13 protein-coding genes, 16 tRNA genes and 2 rRNA genes are annotated in these 20161 nt (G+C 46.5%); 29 read left to right on the top strand and 2 right to left on the bottom strand.

Annotation, left to right across the window (positions count from 1 at the left end; genetic code table 11):
- The first annotated feature begins 13 nt into the window (after positions 1 to 13).
- The 3 genes from NST38_RS25655 (at position 14) to NST38_RS25645 (ending at position 3885) form a co-directional block, all read left to right on the top strand.
- The gene (locus tag NST38_RS25655) at positions 14 to 1423 is read left to right on the top strand and encodes a DUF4097 family beta strand repeat-containing protein (protein ID WP_036667994.1); all 1410 of its coding nucleotides are present in this window, start codon (positions 14 to 16) and stop codon (positions 1421 to 1423) included.
- Between the two features lie 167 nt (positions 1424 to 1590).
- The gene (perR, locus tag NST38_RS25650; RefSeq protein ID WP_026081471.1) at positions 1591 to 2013 is read left to right on the top strand and encodes a peroxide-responsive transcriptional repressor PerR; all 423 of its coding nucleotides are present in this window, start codon (positions 1591 to 1593) and stop codon (positions 2011 to 2013) included.
- A 141-nt stretch (positions 2014 to 2154) separates the two neighbouring features.
- Positions 2155 to 3885: a glycosyl hydrolase family 18 protein gene (locus NST38_RS25645; RefSeq protein ID WP_341344127.1), complete on the top strand. Its 1731-nt coding sequence runs from the start codon at positions 2155 to 2157 to the stop codon at positions 3883 to 3885.
- Positions 3886 to 4148: 263 nt separating this feature from the next.
- On the opposite strand, the gene NST38_RS25640 is transcribed toward NST38_RS25645, so the two are convergent.
- Complete coding sequence (locus tag NST38_RS25640; protein WP_017692307.1) at positions 4149 to 4529, bottom strand: DUF2614 family zinc ribbon-containing protein; 381 nt, start codon at positions 4527 to 4529, stop codon at positions 4149 to 4151.
- Positions 4530 to 4651: 122 nt separating this feature from the next.
- Here NST38_RS25640 and NST38_RS25635 point away from each other — a divergent pair, with 122 nt between their 5' ends.
- From NST38_RS25635 to NST38_RS25540, 20 genes are all read left to right on the top strand, one after another.
- Entirely contained in the window at positions 4652 to 5530 is an 879-nt protein-coding gene (locus tag NST38_RS25635; protein WP_036667991.1) for a nucleotidyltransferase-like protein, read from the top strand.
- A 456-nt stretch (positions 5531 to 5986) separates the two neighbouring features.
- Positions 5987 to 7539 (top strand): 16S ribosomal RNA (locus NST38_RS25630).
- Positions 7540 to 7845: 306 nt separating this feature from the next.
- Positions 7846 to 10771 (top strand): 23S ribosomal RNA (locus NST38_RS25625).
- Together the 16S and 23S rRNA genes with 15 tRNA genes alongside form the textbook arrangement of a ribosomal RNA operon.
- A 66-nt stretch (positions 10772 to 10837) precedes the next feature.
- Positions 10838 to 10913: transfer RNA gene (locus NST38_RS25620), tRNA-Asn, on the top strand.
- Positions 10914 to 10916: 3 nt separating this feature from the next.
- Positions 10917 to 11008, top strand: a tRNA-Ser gene (locus NST38_RS25615).
- Between the two features lie 9 nt (positions 11009 to 11017).
- Positions 11018 to 11089 (top strand) — tRNA-Glu (locus tag NST38_RS25610).
- Between the two features lie 67 nt (positions 11090 to 11156).
- Positions 11157 to 11232: transfer RNA gene (locus NST38_RS25605), tRNA-Val, on the top strand.
- Positions 11233 to 11249: 17 nt separating this feature from the next.
- Positions 11250 to 11323, top strand: a tRNA-Met gene (locus NST38_RS25600).
- A gap of 27 nt (positions 11324 to 11350) precedes the next feature.
- A tRNA-Asp gene (locus NST38_RS25595) sits at positions 11351 to 11428 on the top strand.
- Positions 11429 to 11523: 95 nt separating this feature from the next.
- Positions 11524 to 11599 (top strand) — tRNA-Phe (locus NST38_RS25590).
- A gap of 20 nt (positions 11600 to 11619) precedes the next feature.
- A tRNA-Thr gene (locus NST38_RS25585) sits at positions 11620 to 11695 on the top strand.
- 9 nt (positions 11696 to 11704) lie between these two features.
- A tRNA-Tyr gene (locus NST38_RS25580) sits at positions 11705 to 11790 on the top strand.
- Between the two features lie 6 nt (positions 11791 to 11796).
- Positions 11797 to 11870: transfer RNA gene (locus NST38_RS25575), tRNA-Trp, on the top strand.
- Between the two features lie 29 nt (positions 11871 to 11899).
- A tRNA-His gene (locus tag NST38_RS25570) sits at positions 11900 to 11972 on the top strand.
- A 22-nt stretch (positions 11973 to 11994) separates the two neighbouring features.
- A tRNA-Gln gene (locus NST38_RS25565) sits at positions 11995 to 12069 on the top strand.
- A 4-nt stretch (positions 12070 to 12073) separates the two neighbouring features.
- Positions 12074 to 12148, top strand: a tRNA-Gly gene (locus tag NST38_RS25560).
- A gap of 6 nt (positions 12149 to 12154) precedes the next feature.
- Positions 12155 to 12228 (top strand) — tRNA-Cys (locus NST38_RS25555).
- A 6-nt stretch (positions 12229 to 12234) separates the two neighbouring features.
- Positions 12235 to 12313 (top strand) — tRNA-Leu (locus tag NST38_RS25550).
- 183 nt (positions 12314 to 12496) lie between these two features.
- Positions 12497 to 13423 carry a class I SAM-dependent methyltransferase gene (locus NST38_RS25545; RefSeq protein WP_341344126.1) on the top strand — a complete coding sequence of 309 codons (927 nt, stop codon included), beginning with the start codon at positions 12497 to 12499 and terminating at the stop codon, positions 13421 to 13423.
- Between the two features lie 356 nt (positions 13424 to 13779).
- Positions 13780 to 13860, top strand: a tRNA-Asn gene (locus NST38_RS25540).
- Between the two features lie 56 nt (positions 13861 to 13916).
- Here the strand turns inward: NST38_RS25540 and NST38_RS25535 are convergent.
- Positions 13917 to 16307: a helix-turn-helix domain-containing protein gene (locus tag NST38_RS25535; protein WP_341344125.1), complete on the bottom strand. Its 2391-nt coding sequence runs from the start codon at positions 16305 to 16307 to the stop codon at positions 13917 to 13919.
- Between the two features lie 558 nt (positions 16308 to 16865).
- Here NST38_RS25535 and NST38_RS25530 point away from each other — a divergent pair.
- The 6 genes from NST38_RS25530 (at position 16866) to liaF (ending at position 20154) form a co-directional block, all read left to right on the top strand.
- Positions 16866 to 17174 (top strand): LiaF transmembrane domain-containing protein, encoded by a 309-nt coding sequence (locus NST38_RS25530; protein WP_017692311.1) that lies wholly within the window; start codon positions 16866 to 16868, stop codon positions 17172 to 17174.
- A gap of 35 nt (positions 17175 to 17209) precedes the next feature.
- On the top strand, positions 17210 to 17881 hold the full coding sequence (locus NST38_RS25525; RefSeq protein WP_017692312.1) for a PspA/IM30 family protein: 672 nt from the start codon (positions 17210 to 17212) through the stop codon (positions 17879 to 17881).
- A 5-nt stretch (positions 17882 to 17886) separates the two neighbouring features.
- The gene (locus tag NST38_RS25520; RefSeq protein WP_036673255.1) at positions 17887 to 18120 is read left to right on the top strand and encodes a PspC domain-containing protein; all 234 of its coding nucleotides are present in this window, start codon (positions 17887 to 17889) and stop codon (positions 18118 to 18120) included.
- 17 nt (positions 18121 to 18137) lie between these two features.
- Positions 18138 to 18647 (top strand): PspC domain-containing protein, encoded by a 510-nt coding sequence (locus NST38_RS25515; RefSeq protein WP_017692314.1) that lies wholly within the window; start codon positions 18138 to 18140, stop codon positions 18645 to 18647.
- A 1-nt stretch (position 18648) separates the two neighbouring features.
- Positions 18649 to 19356, top strand: a complete 708-nt coding sequence (locus NST38_RS25510) for a PspA/IM30 family protein (protein ID WP_017692315.1) — start codon at positions 18649 to 18651, stop codon at positions 19354 to 19356.
- Positions 19357 to 19506: 150 nt separating this feature from the next.
- Positions 19507 to 20154 (top strand): cell wall-active antibiotics response protein LiaF, encoded by a 648-nt coding sequence (gene liaF, locus NST38_RS25505; RefSeq protein ID WP_036605686.1) that lies wholly within the window; start codon positions 19507 to 19509, stop codon positions 20152 to 20154.
- Positions 20155 to 20161 lie beyond the last annotated feature (7 nt).

Here is a 20161-nt window from a genome sequence, read left to right as displayed (position 1 = left end):
AGGAGGGAACGTGATGAACCGTAAAGTCCGGGTTGGCCGCTATACGGCTGCCGCCTTAATCATAGCGGTCGGTGTGCTGTTGATTTTGGATAAACGGTGGGGAACTGACTACGTATATGAGATGGTGGACTGGTGGCCATTTTTGCTCGTTGTTTTGGGTGTTGAATATATTGTGCTGTTCCTGTGGACACGCAGAAGAAACAAGGTGCAATCGGATAACCCGAGCAATCCTGATGAGCAAATCAAAGTACGTTTCAGACCCGATGCCAAAGGCATTCTAACCTCACTGATTTTGGCAGCTTCCGTATTTATCGTCACCGAGCAGGATCACTACATGCACTTATGGAATAGAGTGAGTCTAAATCTCGGAGCGGCATCCATGGACTACAGTCAAGCGGCAGGGTATATGGAGGATAAGGGCACGATTCGTGTACCTGTTCGCATGGATACGTCAGATCTGGTGGTCGAAGGTGTCAACGGAGATATCTCGGTACAACGCGGAGATACGGATGAGATTGAAGTACGGACGGTGATCTGGGTAGATCAGACGACGGAAGTACAGGCAAAGGCCGTTGCAGCAGCCTCTTTTGTAGAGGCCGATGGTACAAAAGTAATTTATATCAAAGCTACAGGCAAGACGTATGGAGACAATGAAAAAACGCAGCCGCGTATGAATCTTACCATAACGATCCCGGATGATCGTCGTTTTAATCTGGATATTCGAACTTCCAATGGAGCCATATTATTAAATCGTCCGGAAGCCATTAGTACCATACTGGCCGAAACAGGTAACGGACGTATCCGGATTACCAATGCTGTTGGAGATATCTCCGGGAAAACGTTGAACGGAGATGTCATTGTAGCCAACGCCATAGGTAATGTCGATCTGGACAGTAACCGTGGAGATATGAAGGCTCGCGGTATTTCCGGCGATGTAGATCTTGCTACACAAGTGGGAAGTATCAGTATTGCGGACTCCGTTGGTGAATTCATCGCAGAGACACGCAACGGCAATATTACGCTGGATGGAGCCAATCTGGGAATCAAAGCCCAATCACTTAATGGCAGTATTAACATCGTATCTACCAAAGTCGGAGGGGACTGGGATGTGTACAGTGCGGTGGGAGCCATTAACGTATTACTTCCTGATCGTGGAGACTACAGTCTTGCGGGTTCCAGCAGTTATGGAGATCTAAGTACGGATCTGCCGTTCAAAGTACAGAATAAAACCATAGAAGGCCAGCTCGGTGAGGGCGAGTACAGGGTGAAAATTGAAGGCAACAGTGATCTCACCATTCAGAGTAACCCGGCTGTATCTACGCCTGAAACAGTTACACCTGATTCTGAAGATACGGCTGAGAATCTGGAACAGACTACCGAGGACGGACCAAATTCCCAGGAGGATTCTACAGAGGTTCCTTGACTGCCGCGTTGACAATAAACTTGTAATCGCCGTACAATAAATGTACACTGGCAAGATTACACGGCATGAAAGATGGATTGTCGTTCTTAATGGCCGGGAATCAACTCTGAGCGAGGAGACGGTAACTTACTCTTCACCAGAGAATGAAAGGTAAGGCGGTGGGTTTTATGGCAACACGTGTCCAACATGCGTTGGAGCATCTGAAAACGACCGGTGTCCGTATTACACCCCAGCGTCATGCCATATTGAACTATCTGATGGAATCCATGGGGCATCCGACAGCCGATGAAATTTACCGAGCCCTTGAACCCCAATTTCCCAGTATGAGCGTGGCAACGGTATATAATAATTTGAAGATGTTTCTGGAAGCTGGCATGGTCCGGGAATTGACATACGGAGATAATTCAAGTCGCTTCGATGCCAATGTGACGGATCATTATCATGTTATCTGTGATCAATGCGGCAAGATTGAAGACTTCAGCTATCCTTCACTCAAAAGTGTAGAGCTTCAGGCGGAGTCTAGTACAGGATTCGAAGTACACGGTCACCGATTGGAAGTATATGGCGTTTGCAAAAGTTGCAGGGATTAAGAGAGTTGAATTACAATATTAACGTGCAGAATTCAGTATGGATTCTTCACGTTTTTTTTTTAGCATTTATGCAAAATGCTCATCTTTATAACAACTTATGCGCACATCCTTATGATCAGCATAATTAACGGAGGTAGACGTTTGGGTAGAAAAAGCAGATATACACGTCAGAAGCGACGTTCATTTTGGCCCGGTTTTCTCGGGGCTTGTCTGATCGCCGGGGGGGCTTACTGGCTTATAACAAATGTATGGTTGAACCAGACCCATGAAGACCCCGACTGGGTAGGAAGAAGCCAGCCTATTTTTGTAGATGGGCAACTGATGGATGGAGACGCTCTGGGTACAGGAGATCAACTCAAGTTGCCTGTAGATGTGCTACAAGAAGCGATTGATGCAGGCATACGTTATGAATCAGAATCGGGAGATATCATTATTGCCTCTCCTCAGCGAGTCCTTCATATGAAAGATGGAAGCACACAAGCAGAACTTAATCACAAAGATTATCCTATGACAGTTAAGCCTGAGGTTAAGGACGGAGAAGTCTATATTCCGCTCAAACCTTTGAAAGAAGTATATGGCATAACCGTACAGGAAGATTCAGTAACAGGTGCTGTGCTGCTGATGCGTGGTGGAGACATGATACAGTATGCAGAGATTGATACGTTATCATCCAAAGCGGACAAGACGGTGCCGTTATATAAACGTGGGGGAGAATCCTCACCAATCATTGCCGACATGGAAAAGGATGCACGGGTACGTGTATGGCAGACGGGTGATAAACAGAGTTTTGTTCAACTCGATAATGGATATGCCGGATATGTAGATAATGATTATATTGTCCTCACTGAGAAAAAGAAGGTGGACTTGCCCAAGTATACGCTGACTGCAGCAGAGAAGAAGTGGCAGAATAAACCGGTAAATCTGGTTTGGGAAGCCGTGTACAATCGTCAGCCTGATGTGGGTTCTATCGGTAAAATGCCCGGTGTGAATGTGGTCAGCCCCACATGGTTTCATATTACGGATGGACAAGGCACTGTGAAAAGCAAGGGAAACCAAGCTTATGTGAACTGGGCTCACCGTTCGGGTATGGAAGTATGGGGACTCATGGATAACAGTTTTGACCCGGACGTTACAAAAGAAGTTGTAGCTTCTTACGAGACACGCACGCATATTATCGAGCAGATGTTGGAGTATGCACAGACGTATCAACTGGATGGTATCAACATCGACTTTGAGAACGTGTATACCGATGACGGGCCGAATATTACGCAGTTTGTGCGCGAGATCAAGGCGATGGCTCGTATACATGGATTGATGTTATCAATCGATGTAACACCGAAATCAAACAGTGAGATGTGGTCTGCCTTTCTGGATCGCCGTGCATTAGGTTCTTTTGCAGACTATGTTATTGTGATGGCTTATGATGAACATTGGGCGGCCAGTCCCAAGGCAGGTTCGGTAGCATCTCTGCCTTGGACCGAGGCTTCCATGAGACGCATACTTGAGGAGGATGAAGTCCCTTCTAACAAGTTGATCATGGCGGTTCCGCTCTATACCCGGATATGGACGGAAGAGACGAATGATCAGGGTGAGGTTAAAGTGTCTTCCAAAGCGGTGGGCATGAATGCCATTGTGGAGCTGATCCAAGAGAAGAAACTCAAACCTGAACTGGATCAGGCAAGTGGACAAAACTATGTGGAATATAAGGAAGACGGAGCTACCAAGAAAATATGGATCGAAGATGCCGTGTCCCTTCAGGCGCGTGTGGATTTGATTGCTTCGCTGAAGCTGGGCGGAGTAGCAGCATGGAATCGAAGTTTTGCTAATGCTTCTGCATGGGAGGTATTAAAGCAGGCCGGTTACCAGAAATAATTTACTCGAACTCAGAGTGCCTGCTTGCTCCAATTTATTTTCACTAAGTTCAAAGTTTCTCATTGGATACCATCGTACGTACAGTCTAGCGTTTTATTGGTCGTAGAACTTATAACTTAACTTCATATTTTAGCTATCGATAACAGCAATAAGGGCTCACTTATAAGCCAAGTCCAAAAAGGTCCGGTAAACATACCGGGCCTTTTTTTGTTCTTCAATGAAATTAAGGTAAAAGACATTTAACGGTTGGAGACCATTTTGTGCTAACCATCGGTGGGGGGAGCTTGTGTAGAAGGCGCTTTCAGTTGTTGACTGGTCATGTTGGCTTTATTAGGGTCCAGGGTGAGGATGGTATGACAGAACATACAACGATCCGTTTTGCCAAGCATTTTGGTTAACTTCCCGCATTCAGGACAGTCGACTTGTACTGCGCTGGTGGAGAGCATACCCGCCCAGAAATAAATGGCTAGACTGGCCATCATGGCAATCAGTCCGATGACGAGTCCTACAGCTGCGAATACCTTGCCTGCATGTCCCCAGAAAACAATCCCGGCTGTTCCCAGTATCATTAGGCCCATACCTAGCATGGTCAGTAGTAATCCCCAAGTGCGAAAAGCATTAATTTTTGCTGATTTAAAAATCATGAAAAATGCTCCTATCGTATGAGTAGTATTGGACCTGGAAAAGAAGGAAACTTCAGTCTGGATGTAGAATTACATTATAACTGACTTGGCGCTTATCTGCCATGAAATGTATGGAGGGAATCGTGGAATTAAAGAACCTTGCTTTTTTGTCCGAACAGTCGGAAGAGACAGGGGCAGTTGGGGCTATCGCTTATTCCCACCCGGGAGAGCGATTCCACGGCTCCCTAATTCAAGATTTCGAATTATTAGTACTTGTTGTTCATAATGATGATCAATTGAAGTCGACGGTCGGACATTACAGATATGGTGATCTTCGTTATCAGATGATCTATGCGAGCCGTCATGAATTAAAGAGTAGTGTAGTAACCGGGAATCATAATAATCTCACCCAGTGTCTGATTGAAGGTGAGATTATCTGGGAAGCGGACAGCGCCTTAAGTGATTTGCGAGAAGAACTGTCTACCTTTGGGGCAGAATTGCGTGAGCAGAAGCTGCTTCATGAATTCACCAGTTTCTTGAGAATGTATGTGGAGGCCAAACGTCATATTCAGGAAGGTCATGTTGTAGACGCCTACTACAATGTATTAGAGGCTCTGGGGAACTGGGCAAGAATTGTATTGATTGAACAGGGGATATACCCGGATCATGCCGTCTGGACACATGTGCAGAATCTGGATCGCGCTTTATGGAAACTTTATCAAGAGCTTACCGTAAGCTCGGAGACGCTGGAGCAACGAGTAGAGCTTGTCCTGCTTGCCTGTGAGTTTTCCGTAATGTCCAAAATGAGTGAGTGCTCAGAACTGTTGCTGCGTGTGTTAAGAAGTCGCAAGGAGCCGTGGAGCATGAATGAACTTGTTCATCATCCACAGTTAAGATTTGTTCGAGAAGATCTGCCTTTGGTAATACGTAAGCTGGTCTTTCGTTCTATTGTAAAAGAATCGGCAGGATGGCCATCAATCGGAGGAGAGGGCCGGGAAATTCGGTATTGGATTGAGGCATAACCTTCTCCAGAGGCCTGACATTATATTGATCACATAAGGGAGGGGAAACCTTCCTTTTTTGTTTGTTTAATAATTTATAAAAAGATGTTGACTCTCATTCACGATATATGATACATTATATTTCGTTCCTCAAACGAGATTATCGCCAACAAACGATAAATTCTTCAGAGGAAAAGTGAAGAACTAAAGCTTCAAAAAAGAAATTAAAAAAAGTTCTTGACGAAAACAAACGAAATGTGTTACATTATTTAAGTCGCCGCCGAAACTTGGTTGAGACGAAAAAAAGTAAAACAAATCGTGTTTGATCTTTGAAAACTGAACAACGAGTGAGTAAACATTCTGCTTGCAGAATGAACGCAAAAGTTTGAGACAAGCCTTGGCTTGAATCGACTGGAGCACAATTGAGATTTTTAATCTCGTCAGATTCAAAATGAGCTTATCGCTCTTTTCAATACTTTATTGGAGAGTTTGATCCTGGCTCAGGACGAACGCTGGCGGCATGCCTAATACATGCAAGTCGAGCGGACTTGAAGAGAAGCTTGCTTCTCGGATGGTTAGCGGCGGACGGGTGAGTAACACGTAGGCAACCTGCCCTCAAGTTTGGGACAACTACCGGAAACGGTAGCTAATACCGAATAATTGTTTTCTTCGCCTGAAGGAAACTGGAAAGACGGAGCAATCTGTCACTTGGGGATGGGCCTGCGGCGCATTAGCTAGTTGGTGAGGTAACGGCTCACCAAGGCGACGATGCGTAGCCGACCTGAGAGGGTGATCGGCCACACTGGGACTGAGACACGGCCCAGACTCCTACGGGAGGCAGCAGTAGGGAATCTTCCGCAATGGGCGAAAGCCTGACGGAGCAATGCCGCGTGAGTGATGAAGGTTTTCGGATCGTAAAGCTCTGTTGCCAGGGAAGAACGCTTGGGAGAGTAACTGCTCTCAAGGTGACGGTACCTGAGAAGAAAGCCCCGGCTAACTACGTGCCAGCAGCCGCGGTAATACGTAGGGGGCAAGCGTTGTCCGGAATTATTGGGCGTAAAGCGCGCGCAGGCGGTCATTTAAGTCTGGTGTTTAATCCCGGGGCTCAACCCCGGATCGCACTGGAAACTGGGTGACTTGAGTGCAGAAGAGGAGAGTGGAATTCCACGTGTAGCGGTGAAATGCGTAGATATGTGGAGGAACACCAGTGGCGAAGGCGACTCTCTGGGCTGTAACTGACGCTGAGGCGCGAAAGCGTGGGGAGCAAACAGGATTAGATACCCTGGTAGTCCACGCCGTAAACGATGAGTGCTAGGTGTTAGGGGTTTCGATACCCTTGGTGCCGAAGTTAACACATTAAGCACTCCGCCTGGGGAGTACGGTCGCAAGACTGAAACTCAAAGGAATTGACGGGGACCCGCACAAGCAGTGGAGTATGTGGTTTAATTCGAAGCAACGCGAAGAACCTTACCAGGTCTTGACATCTGAATGACCGGTGCAGAGATGTACCTTTTCTTCGGAACATTCAAGACAGGTGGTGCATGGTTGTCGTCAGCTCGTGTCGTGAGATGTTGGGTTAAGTCCCGCAACGAGCGCAACCCTTATATTTAGTTGCCAGCACTTCGGGTGGGCACTCTAGATAGACTGCCGGTGACAAACCGGAGGAAGGTGGGGATGACGTCAAATCATCATGCCCCTTATGACCTGGGCTACACACGTACTACAATGGCCGGTACAACGGGCTGCGAAATCGCGAGATGGAGCCAATCCCAACAAAGCCGGTCTCAGTTCGGATTGCAGGCTGCAACTCGCCTGCATGAAGTCGGAATTGCTAGTAATCGCGGATCAGCATGCCGCGGTGAATACGTTCCCGGGTCTTGTACACACCGCCCGTCACACCACGAGAGTTTATAACACCCGAAGTCGGTGGGGTAACCGCAAGGAGCCAGCCGCCGAAGGTGGGATAGATGATTGGGGTGAAGTCGTAACAAGGTAGCCGTATCGGAAGGTGCGGCTGGATCACCTCCTTTCTATGGAGAATCGTTTCCTGCAACGGAAACATTCAAATATGCAGCTTAGCTGCAAAACACTCACTCGTTGTTCGGTTTTGAGAGCTCAAACTCTCAAACAGCTTGCTTTTGCATGGAGCTTGTTCTTTGAAAACTAGATATCGAAACGAAACAAACGCGAATTAGAACATTCCTTTTTAGCTGAACTTGTGTTAAACAAGTTTCAATAAAAACGGTAGATTGCACGTACGATGGTATCGAATGGGAGCGACTTTTGGCTTTGCGCAAGCAAACCAAGGGAAGCGAGCAGTCGAAACCGGAGCACGAGGTTAAGCTACTAAGAGCACACGGAGGATGCCTAGGCGCTAGGAGCCGATGAAGGACGTGGCGAACAACGAAACTGCCTCGGGGAGCTGTAAGCAAGCTTTGATCCGGGGGTGTCCGAATGGGGAAACCCAGCTGGGGTAATTTCCAGTTACTCATAACTGAATACATAGGTTATGCAGAGGCATACCAGGGGAACTGAAACATCTAAGTACCCTGAGGAAGAGAAAACAATAGTGATTCCGTCAGTAGCGGCGAGCGAACGCGGAGAAGCCCAAACCAAAGAGCTTGCTCTTTGGGGTTGTGGGACGTCTCACATGGAGTTACAAAGGAACCGGTTAAGCGAAGAGGTCTGGAAAGGCCCGCCAAAGAAGGTAAAAGCCCTGTAGTTGAAAGTTGGTTCCCTCCGAGACGGATCCCGAGTAGTGCGGGGCACGTGAAACCCCGTATGAATCCGGCAGGACCATCTGCCAAGGCTAAATACTTCCTAGCGACCGATAGTGAAGCAGTACCGTGAGGGAAAGGTGAAAAGCACCCCGGAAGGGGAGTGAAATAGAACCTGAAACCGTGTGCTTACAAAAAGTCAGAGCCCGTTTTAGGGGTGATGGCGTGCCTTTTGTAGAATGAACCGGCGAGTTACGTTCCCGTGCAAGGTTAAGGTGAAGAGCCGGAGCCGCAGCGAAAGCGAGTCTGAATAGGGCGACTTAGTACGTGGACGTAGACCCGAAACCGGGTGATCTACCCCTGTCCAGGGTGAAGGTGCGGTAACACGCACTGGAGGCCCGAACCCACGCATGTTGAAAAATGCGGGGATGAGGTGGGGGTAGCGGAGAAATTCCAATCGAACTCGGAGATAGCTGGTTCTCCCCGAAATAGCTTTAGGGCTAGCCTCGGAAAACAGAGTCGTGGAGGTAGAGCACTGATTGGGTGCGGGGCCCGCAAGGGTTACCAAGCTCAGTCAAACTCCGAATGCCATAGACTTACTTCCGGGAGTCAGACAGTGAGTGCTAAGATCCATTGTCAAAAGGGAAACAGCCCAGACCATCAGCTAAGGTCCCCAAGTGTGTGTTAAGTGGGAAAGGATGTGGAGTTGCACAGACAACCAGGATGTTGGCTTAGAAGCAGCCATCATTGAAAGAGTGCGTAATAGCTCACTGGTCGAGTGACTCTGCGCCGAAAATGTAACGGGGCTAAACACACCACCGAAGCTATGGCTTGATGCTTTGCATCAGGGGTAGGGGAGCGTTGTATAAGGGTTGAAGGTGTACCGTAAGGAGCGCTGGACATTATACAAGTGAGAATGCCGGTATGAGTAACGAAAAGATCAGTGAGAATCTGATCCGCCGAAAGCCTAAGGGTTCCTGAGGAAGGCTCGTCCGCTCAGGGTAAGTCGGGACCTAAGGCGAGGCCGAAAGGCGTAGTCGAAGGACAACAGGTCGAAATTCCTGTACCACCGTAAGCCGTTATGAGCAATGGGGGGACGCAGTAGGGTAGTGACGCGGACTGATGGATGTCCGTCTAAGCAGTAAGGCTGATGTGTAGGCAAATCCGCACATTGTAAGGCTGAGCTGTGATGGGGAGCGAAAATTATAGTAGCGAAGGTCATGATCTCACACTGCCAAGAAAAGCCTCTAGCCAGGTGATGGTGCCCGTACCGCAAACCGACACAGGTAGGCGAGAAGAGTATTCTAAGGCGCGCGGAAGAACTCTCGTTAAGGAACTCGGCAAAATGACCCCGTAACTTCGGGAGAAGGGGTGCCCCGGTAGTGTGAATAGCACGAGGGGGCCGCAGTGAAAAGGCCCAAGCGACTGTTTAGCAAAAACACAGGTCTGTGCGAAGCCGTAAGGCGAAGTATACGGGCTGACGCCTGCCCGGTGCTGGAAGGTTAAGGGGAGTGGTTAGGAGCAATCCGAAGCTGTGAACCGAAGCCCCAGTAAACGGCGGCCGTAACTATAACGGTCCTAAGGTAGCGAAATTCCTTGTCAGGTAAATTCTGACCCGCACGAATGGCGTAACGACTTGGGCGCTGTCTCAACGAGAGATCCGGTGAAATTTTAATACCTGTGAAGATGCAGGTTACCCGCGACAAGACGGAAAGACCCCATGGAGCTTTACTGCAGCTTGATATTGAATTTGGGTACGATCTGTACAGGATAGGTGGGAGCCTTTGAAGTGTGAGCGCCAGCTTGCATGGAGGCAACGTTGGGATACCACCCTGATCGTATCTAGGTTCTAACCTGGTACCGTAATCCGGTGCGGGGACAGTGTCAGGTGGGCAGTTTGACTGGGGCGGTCGCCTCCTAAAGAGTAACGGAGGCGCCCAAAGGTTCCCTCAGAATGGTTGGAAATCATTCGAAGAGTGCAAAGGCATAAGGGAGCTTGACTGCGAGACCTACAAGTCGAGCAGGGACGAAAGTCGGGCTTAGTGATCCGGTGGTACCGCATGGAAGGGCCATCGCTCAACGGATAAAAGCTACCCTGGGGATAACAGGCTTATCTCCCCCAAGAGTCCACATCGACGGGGAGGTTTGGCACCTCGATGTCGGCTCATCGCATCCTGGGGCTGAAGTAGGTCCCAAGGGTTGGGCTGTTCGCCCATTAAAGCGGTACGCGAGCTGGGTTCAGAACGTCGTGAGACAGTTCGGTCCCTATCTGTCGTGGGCGTAGGAAATTTGAGAGGAGCTGTCCTTAGTACGAGAGGACCGGGATGGACGTACCGCTGGTGTACCAGTTGTTCCGCCAGGAGCACCGCTGGGTAGCTATGTACGGACGGGATAAACGCTGAAAGCATCTAAGCGTGAAGCCCCCCTCAAGATGAGATTTCCCAGTATGTAAGACCCCTTGAAGACGACGAGGTAGATAGGCTGGGGGTGGAAGTGCAGCAATGCATGGAGCTGACCAGTACTAATCGGTCGAGGGCTTATCCAATAGCAAGTTGTAATTCGCGTGTTTCGTTTCGAATCTAGTTTTCAGAGAACGATCTCTGAAGCATATTCCCTGATAGCTCAGTTGGTAGAGCACTCGACTGTTAATCGAGTTGTCACAGGTTCGAGCCCTGTTCGGGGAGCCATATGGAGAGGTGTCCGAGCTGGCCGAAGGAGCACGATTGGAAATCGTGTAGGCGTCACAAGCGTCTCGAGGGTTCGAATCCCTCTCTCTCCGCCATAATATTAAGGCCCGTTGGTCAAGGGGTTAAGACACCTCCCTTTCACGGAGGTAACAGGGGTTCGAATCCCCTACGGGTCATAATAACTTCAAAAAAAGAAGTTGATTTTTACAACAAGATTATGGTATGATCATAAATGTGTTGTTCGGAGGCTTAGCTCAGCTGGGAGAGCATCTGCCTTACAAGCAGAGGGTCGGGGGTTCGATCCCCTCAGCCTCCACCATATAAACTTTATAACGACGCGGGGTGGAGCAGCCCGGTAGCTCGTCGGGCTCATAACCCGAAGGCCGCAGGTTCAAATCCTGCCCCCGCAATTATACTTTCCTTTGAGAAAGTGATCTGGAACCGTGGTGTAGTTGGCCTAACATGCCTGCCTGTCACGCAGGAGATCGCGGGTTCGAATCCCGTCGGTTCCGCCATTTAATCTTTACATGAGGCAAACTGTTCACTACATCTGCTGTATGGCACTGATGCCCTATATAAAGTGTAAGGAATTAAGATTAGACTTTATTATGGCTCGGTAGCTCAGTCGGTAGAGCAGAGGACTGAAAATCCTCGTGTCGGCGGTTCGATTCCGTCCCGAGCCACCATTTTTAAAATAATTTAATAAGCCGGTGTAGCTCAACTGGTAGAGCAACTGACTTGTAATCAGTAGGTTGGGGGTTCAAGTCCTCTCGCCGGCACCATGTAATCCTGGAGGATTAGCGAAGTGGCCAAACGCATCAGACTGTAAATCTGCTCCCGTACGGGTTCGGTGGTTCGAATCCATCATCCTCCACCAGTTTTTAGGGGCATAGTTTAAAGGTAGAACAACGGTCTCCAAAACCGTTGGTGTGGGTTCAATTCCTGCTGCCCCTGCCAATTAACTTTTTAGAAATTAACCTTTTATGGCGGTCGTGGCGAAGTGGTTAACGCACCGGTTTGTGGATCCGGCATTCGGGGGTTCAATTCCCCTCGATCGCCCCTTTGTTTTTTCATTTTTTATTGGGGATTAGCCAAGCGGTAAGGCAACGGACTTTGACTCCGTCATGCATAGGTTCAAATCCTATATCCCCAGCCATTATGCGGACGTGGCTCAGCGGTAGAGCATCGCCTTGCCAAGGCGAGGGTCGCGGGTTCGATTCCCGTCGTCCGCTCCAAAATATGGCGCCATAGCCAAGTGGTAAGGCACAGCTCTGCAAAAGCTTTATCCCCAGTTCGAATCTGGGTGGCGCCTCCAGCATATGCCGGCGTGGCGGAATGGCAGACGCGCTCGACTCAAAATCGAGTGGGAAACCGTGGAGGTTCGAGTCCTCTCGCCGGTATATTGAATAGCCCTACATGTTGCTTATGCAATGTGTAGGGCTATTTTTATTTTATATGAAACGATTTATGTGCAGTAAGAAAATCTAGAGTAAGAGAAGATGGACGTTAATAAAGATTGACGTATGATTATATTGAGTATATTGTAGATAAGTAAAGTCTTTAATATGGAGGAGTGAAGTAGAGTGACTAATGGAAAAAATGTATCGGATACCGATCTGTTATTTGATCTTTCTGTATGGGAAGAGGCATGGAAGAATCGTCCGAGAAGTTCAAAATATAAGAAGAAAAGCGTCCCCTCTAATATAGAAGAAGCTTTTGAGCGATGGGCCAGGGATTATCATGCACAGTCGTTCACCGAAGAAGGAAAGCAGCGTTCTGAACGCATTATGGGCTGGATTGAAAACCAGGGTGTGGAATTCGTAGGGTTATCCATTTTGGACATTGGAGCCGCTTCAGGCATATTTACCATTCCTTTTGCAGAAAAGGGGGCAAGTGTGACCGCAGTTGAGCCTTCTGAGTTACTCGTTTCACTCATGAAAGAGACGATACCTTCAGCTCTGGAATCCAAAATCGAAATCGTAAACGAACGATATGAAGAAATCTCCATTAAGGATAAAGGCTGGGAGAAGAAATATGACTTTGCATTTGCATCCATGTGTCCGGCGATGTCGGATTGGGAAACGATTGAGCAGGCGATCAATTGTGCCCGGAAGTATGTGTATATAAGTACTATGGCGGGACATAAGGAACACACACTAATGGATGAACTTAAGGATGTACTGGGTGTAACTTCTTCACACCAGGTCGGTGATATGGGGTATATCCAACAGTTGCTGTATTTGAAGGGCTATTCTTATACGATGATCATTACGAGAGAAGTTAACTCATTTGAAGTACCGGTGGAAGAGACTATCGAGAAGCTGCCAGAATGGCTTAATACGTATGAGTTACCATCGGATGAAGATTCTCTCAGACTGGCTGAAGAGTACATTCTGGATACGTACAAGGATAGTACGGTGACCTTCTCACGTGGAGGAAGATTTGGTAAGATTCTAATTCAACTTGAACAGCCCAATATGAAAACAGTTCGCACTAAGGATAAGCGATAAATCGCATAAGCGTGGCACGTGTACTGATAATCAGGAATTGAGACTGAGACAATGTAGTCTAACGTCTAAGATGACACTAGGAAGCATCACAACGCTGTGCCAAAAGATGAACGGTTGAAACATAGAAGTTAAAATTGCAGAAGTAAAGTTGTAAGTGAAGGGAGCAGATATGTGCTCCCTCTTTTTTTGAAGCGAATAATTAATTGACTATACTAAACAAAATCCTCGGTTACTTGAAGATGTTAAGCTGCTTCATGAGACTGCACATGGGCTAAAGCCAACCTTAATTCAAAAATCGAGACAACGAAAAAACAAAACACAGACCTCGTTTTCAGAGAATGATCTCTGAAGCATATTCCCTGATAGTTCAGTTGGTAGAGTACTCGACGGTTAATTGAATTGTCACAGGTCCGAGCCCTGGCCCTGTTCGGGAGCCATATGGATAGGTATCCGAGCTGGACGAAGGAGTACGACTTACATTCGTTCTCCTTTTCTAATTTCTGTTCGATACTTCTGCTTTCTGCTTACGTTCCCGATACTGGCCGGGGGTGATTCCTTCCAATTTACGGAATGATCGGATAAAGTTTTGCGGATTGTTGTACCGAAGTCGTGCTGCGATATCTTTAACGGTTAGATCACTTTCGTCCAGCCATTTTTTAGCGATATTAAATCGGTACTTGGTCAGATATTCACTAAATGCACAGCCTGTCTCTTTGCGGAAAACACTACTTAAGTAGTTGGCATTGTAGTGAAGCTTAACAGCACATTCCTCAAGCGTCAGATCCTTATCATAATCTTGATGAATCATGGCAATCATTTTCTCAGATATATGCTGATACTGGGCGTACTGTCTCGCTTTAAAAACCTGGATGACGGGCAAGATGACTTGATATTTAAACCAATCCTCAACTTCAGCAGCGTACTGCAAACTATGAAGTTCATGAAACATCGAACCACGACCTTGGGAGATCTGTCCGAGTCGTATGCCGGATTCCTGAGTCATTTGCAAAATATGCGTGAGTAGCCTCGTAAGAGCCACCTCATACTCCTCCGGTGTAACCTCCATACCAAAGATCACTTCAAGCAGTTGTTTCAGAAGAGCAGAGGCCTGGACTTCGTCCGCATTTTGAATAGCTTGGATCAACGAATATTCCAATGATTCCGGGTAGGTCATGGACCAAGTGGGAGTGTGATGATCTATGTTCTCATATTGAAAAATAATGCCTGTTCCCAGCTTCATCCGATGCCTCAGTGCTTCCAAGGCTTCTGTGTAAGCTTGAGGGATGTGATGTAGAGAGCTGTGCGACTGGCTGAATCCTATACTGACTTGAAGAGCCAGAATCTTATCCATCTGTTGTTGTAACTGGTCTGTTAATACATATAGCTGCTGTGAAAAAATAAACTGATCCTGTTCCACGGTGCCAATCACCGTGACTACTGTATGTTCCAGCACAATGGGAAGCAATTGTTGGTTATGCACAACCGTTTCCTCCAATATATTTTGAATAGCGAATAATAAGAGATCACGATCACTAGCTCTATATTTTGTATGATTAACAAGATCGGCCTGTAGTGTAATAACAGCAATTTGTTGCCATTCCCGAACCTGATGCGTGTAGCCATATTCATTCAGGGCGTCATGAAGAGTATGAACAGGGATCTTACCCTGGAACAGATTCATCATAAAATGATTGCGAATCTGCAATAGATGCACATTAAGTGTGTTCTCTAATTGGGAGTGAGAGGCAGATAATTGTGAGACACCTGCTCTGATCTGTTCGAACTCATCAGAAAATGGTGGTGATTGCTGAGCTACCGTGTTTCCTTCTTTGGACAGATGGTTGTCACCAAGTTGGGTTAAAAGTTTACGAATCGGGACATGCATTCGCTTGGAGCCGAGCCAGGCGAGTAATAATGAAATTAGAAGTAAGAAGATACTGATATACAAGGTGTGCAATCCGATATCGATATATTCTTGTGTCAGAATATTGGTAGGTGAGATTAGAACATAAGTCCATCCTTTTAAGGTAGAAGGGCTATACGTCAGAGAATAATGTGTATCGGCGATCTTAACTTCCCGTTTTTCAAAGCCTGTTGAAAATGTGATGGGTGATAGTTTGGTTATGTTGGCTTCCGTATCCCGATCCTGTAATCCAATGGCAGACAACGGTTGTCCAATGTATACAGGATCGGGATGGACCAAGATACGTTGTTCCCGATTCAAAATGATCAGTCCTGAGGCAGCATTGCCTAAGGAGACTTCTCCTATTGTATTTTGCAAAGAGCATGCAGGGATTCCTGCAATCAGGGCAGCATCGGAAGACGTATTCAGAATCGGAATAGATCTCGCAAGGGCAATATGATAAATACAACCTGTACCGGGTGAACGCTCATCATTGCTGAACACCGATGAAGGGGAGAGCTGCCATCCAGAAGTTAACGTATCCGATATCAATTCCTTCATGGGAAGAGCCAGTGGAAAATCCGTATTACGATATAATCCGGCATGATCAATAAGCCAATTCTGAGATTGATTCACCAGAGTAATATCCAGCAAAGGTTCCCATGACCTCATATTCTGAAATTCGCTCTGTAGCTTGTCGGCAAGCAAAGGTCCTTTCCCTTCTAGTGAAGAAGAAGCAGACAGGGAACGAAGGGTTACTGGAGAGCGAACGGCCTGATCAAGCATATAACTAACTGTAGCGAGTTTGTGCTCAACGTTGGATTGCATTTGTTCCAGCAACTGTCTGTTGGCCAGCGTACGATGCAGCTCTGTTTGGTTTGATGAATAGATAAATGCGGCAATTCCCGTTAACAAAATGGGCAGGGTGCTTAACAGGATTCCGAAGATGATCATTTTATGGAGATAGCTGGTTGGTCGCACAGTTTCAGTTCCACCCCTGACATTAGAAATAGTAACACTTTCTATTTTAGTAAACGCTTACATATAGAACAATCTAAATTTTGTTTATTTGGATAAAAAAGTAATTTCATAAGAGAGTATAGAAGTAGAGATAAGGGATTGCTGATAGATGATTTTGCAGAAAAGGTTAGAGAAACGGCTTGGAATGACTATCCAATACGGAATCATGAGAAACGAAATTGCAGTGTGAACGTAAATAGAGACATGGACATCATTCTCTCTACCTGGTGATATCGGGTGAAGTAGAGCCTGTATACGGGTAATAGAAGGTATCTTGGAGTGCTATTCAGCTTAGGTGGAACGTTGGTCTTATATAGGGACAGTCAAAGGTCCAACTAGATCCCCGACCTGAGTCTAGGATGAAAAACCGTCCACGGTCTGTTTTGAAAAGTCGCGGAATCCCCTAGAATAAGGACATAAGGTTAAACAAGAAACACGGAAACAAAAAAACAAGAAACAAACGAACAAATGACTCAACACATTAAAAGGAACGAATGGAAAGGGCGGTGAACAACAATTATGAGATTGAATAAGGGAAATGGCTGGGCGATTGTATTGATTGCGCTGGGTGCACTACTCCTCTTCGGAAAGTTAACTCCACTTCTTGGACACTTAATGGGTTATCTGATTCCGGTCCTGATGATTGCACTGGGATACTACGGAGTTAAACGAGGGAATGTGATGCTTGGCTGGATTGTTCTCATCATCGGTATCATCTCACTGATGGGTAAACTGGCATGGTTGATCGGACCGATCATCGCGATCGGGTTAATCATCTTTGGTATCTCAATGCTAAGCAATAACCGCAGTCGTCGTGGTCGGTACTAAGCTTTCACGATTATGAAAAGGAGGGACAGAACATAATGAGTGTATTTCGTCGAATGCGGGATATTACCGTAGCCAATCTGAACGAACATTTGGAGCAAAGTCAGGACCCAGTCAAACTGATTGATCAGTTCCTGGTCTCGACCCGCCAAGACATCGGTGAAGCCGAGAAACTTCGTCATCAATATGCAAGCCATACCAGACAAATGAAACAACAAGCCGATCAGGCAGCAGGTATGGTGAACAAACGGGAAGAACAGGCTTCCATGGCTCTGAAAGCAGGGGAAGAACATCTCGCTAAGCTGGCCTTGCAGGAGAAAATCCTCCACGAGGAAAAAATGGAACAATACAATGAATTGTATGCACAAAGTTATGCGGCATTACAGGAGTTGGATGAACAGATCGACCAGCTGAAGGTTGAATATCAGAATGTATACAGCAAACGCCAATATTACTACGCTCGTATGCAGACGATTCAGTTACAGCAACGTATGAACCAGAGAGGCAATCACAACGGTCAGAATGTACCCCGTATGTTTAACCGACTGGATGATCAAGTCTCTGATCTCGAATATGAAGCACAAAGTCTCCGCGATATCCGGCGGATGAATCAAGATGGTTCAGGAGTGACTGGCAGCATGTCATCCTCTACGCTGGATAAGGAACTGGAACGCTTAAGACAGAAATTGAACAATGACAGAAAGGAGTAGTCACAATGAATAAATTATACCGCTCGGCGCGTAATCGAAGGCTAACAGGTTTGATCGGTGGCATTTCTGAAAATCTCGGATTGAGTACCACGCTGCTACGTATCATTTTCTTCATCAGTATTTTCGCTACGGGAGGTACATCATTGTTGATCTACTTCATCGCTGCATTGGTGGTACCAAAGGAATCCAATCACGTTGATCCATATGCTTATGATTCCAACGTAAGAGGATACAAGTAAACGAAAGGAGCAAGCACATGAGCAAATTATACCGCTCAACGCGTGACCGGATGTTAACCGGCTTGTGCGGCGGAATTTCCGAAACCATCGGAATGGATTCCACCCTGCTGCGTATCATCTTTGTTATCAGTATCTTCGTAACTGGCGGCACGTCGTTGTTAATATACTTTATTGCAGCACTGGTGGTACCAAAAGAACCGTATCCGCCTTATGATCCATATGGCTACGGTCCGGGCCAAGGCCCTGGTCCTGGCAGAGGATACGACAACTATGATCATCAGCCACCAAGAGGTCCTTTTCAAAATAATCACAACCAACAAGGTCCTGGTAACTTCGGTCCCGGCCCTGGATTCAACGGCAGACCTCAATCTGGTCCCCGTTCTTATGACAACAACGCCTACGGAGCAGGAGCACCGCAAGAAAGTGAACTTGATTCCATGATGAAAGATATCGAGAAAAAAGCACTGAAAAAAGAAGTTGAAGAGCTTCGCCAAAAATTATCTCGTTACGAGAAGGGAGAAAAGTAAAATGGGAGTATTTAAACGGATTAAGGATATGACGAAAGCATCGGTAAATGATATGTTGGATAAAGTAGAGGACCCGATTGTAATGTTGAACCAGTACTTGCGTGATATGGAGGCTGAGATTCATGAGGCAGAGGTAACTGTTGCTAAACAAATGGCAAATGAGCGCCGCATGAAACAACGTTTGGATGAAGCGGAGCGTACTTCGGTACAACGTGAGTCCCAAGCAGAAGCTGCTCTGTCTAACGGTCAGGAAGAAGTGGCACGCAAATTGTTGGAAGAGAAAATCTACTTTGATCAAAAAATTACGGAGTACAGCGAACTGCATGCACAGTCCGAAGCACAAGCAAAAGATCTGTTGCAACAGTTGCATGATATGAAAGATGAGTTCTACAAAATGCGTAACAAACGTAATGAACTTGTATCCCGTGCACAAATGGCAAAAGCTAAAAAACAAATGTCTTCCATCAACAGCTTGCATTCGATCGAAAGTGGCGGCGCATCACTTGGATTCCACCGCATGGAAGAGAAAATCATGCAGCTGGAAGCTGAAGCTGACGTAGCTCGTGCACCTTATCGCAACACATCATCCACGTATACGAATCCTGTAGATGTGGAAAAACAATTCAAAGTGGATCAGCAATTACAAGCCCTCAAAAATAAAATGGGCAATGGTTCCAAGAATGAAGCGAACGGAACTTCAAAAGAATAACTGTTCGCTTAGTGGACAATATGATATTCTATAAATCGTGTATAATGTACGGTTGGTAGAACAAAAGTTAAGCCATACAGGACTTCATTGCCTGGTATGGCTTTTCCGTTGAATAAAGAGAGATTAACTTACAGAGGAGGTGCGGCGGGGATGAATCAAAAGAGTAAATGGCTTGCAGTTGTCATTATGATTATTGGCACAATGATGTTATTGAATGACAATATTAACTTCCTGACCGCTGCCGCACTGATTCTGTTAACGGTTGGAATGCTTCAAGTCCGCAATGGGGATACCCGCAAAGGTCATCGGTATCTTGGCATTGGTGCGGCACTGTTATTGCTGGATAATTTAATGATTGTATTTTTGATTGTACTGGCTTCTTTAGCTTACTTTTATTCGAAAAACAAAAAGATTCATCTGGACGAAGGCGTTATGAAGAAACAGAATTTCATGGCTCGGTACTACTGGGATCAATCATCCTGGACGTTACGTAGTATGAGTCTGTGGCATGCCATAGGTGAGGTTAACGCGGATCTATCTCTTTCAATTCCGGAGGAGAAACAAACAATTGTGCTGCTGCAAGGAGTTATGGGTAATGTTCGCCTTACACTACCAGAAGATTATGGTGTGGAGATTGAAGCATCGGTTCTTTTCGGCCGGATTAATCTTCTTGGAGAACAAGATAGCGGTATGATGAACAAATTAGTATGGAGAACGCCTGGATATGAATCCAGTGAACATAAAGCAAAATTTGTCATTTCTTATATTGTTGGCGACCTAAACATCAGTAATCCGTAGTAAAATA

Origin of the sequence: Paenibacillus sp. FSL H8-0104 (genome assembly GCF_038050215.1) — a bacterium.
GTDB lineage: Bacteria > Bacillota > Bacilli > Paenibacillales > Paenibacillaceae > Paenibacillus > Paenibacillus amylolyticus.
Note: the sequence above shows the minus strand (reverse complement) of the source record. Positions and strands in the feature narration are given on the sequence as shown.

Bases quoted from the DNA above. Each gene is read 5' to 3' on its own strand.
- NST38_RS25530 (WP_017692311.1), top strand. From the start codon at position 16,866: ATGAGATTGAATAAGGGAAATGGCTGGGCGATTGTATTGATTGCGCTG.
- NST38_RS25655 (WP_036667994.1), top strand. From the start codon at position 14: ATGAACCGTAAAGTCCGGGTTGGCCGCTATACGGCTGCCGCCTTAATC.
- NST38_RS25525 (WP_017692312.1), top strand. From the start codon at position 17,210: ATGAGTGTATTTCGTCGAATGCGGGATATTACCGTAGCCAATCTGAAC.
- liaF (WP_036605686.1), top strand. From the start codon at position 19,507: ATGAATCAAAAGAGTAAATGGCTTGCAGTTGTCATTATGATTATTGGC.
- perR (WP_026081471.1), top strand. From the start codon at position 1,591: ATGGCAACACGTGTCCAACATGCGTTGGAGCATCTGAAAACGACCGGT.
- NST38_RS25510 (WP_017692315.1), top strand. From the start codon at position 18,649: ATGGGAGTATTTAAACGGATTAAGGATATGACGAAAGCATCGGTAAAT.
- NST38_RS25520 (WP_036673255.1), top strand. From the start codon at position 17,887: ATGAATAAATTATACCGCTCGGCGCGTAATCGAAGGCTAACAGGTTTG.
- NST38_RS25515 (WP_017692314.1), top strand. From the start codon at position 18,138: ATGAGCAAATTATACCGCTCAACGCGTGACCGGATGTTAACCGGCTTG.
- NST38_RS25640 (WP_017692307.1), bottom strand. From the start codon at position 4,529: ATGATTTTTAAATCAGCAAAAATTAATGCTTTTCGCACTTGGGGATTA.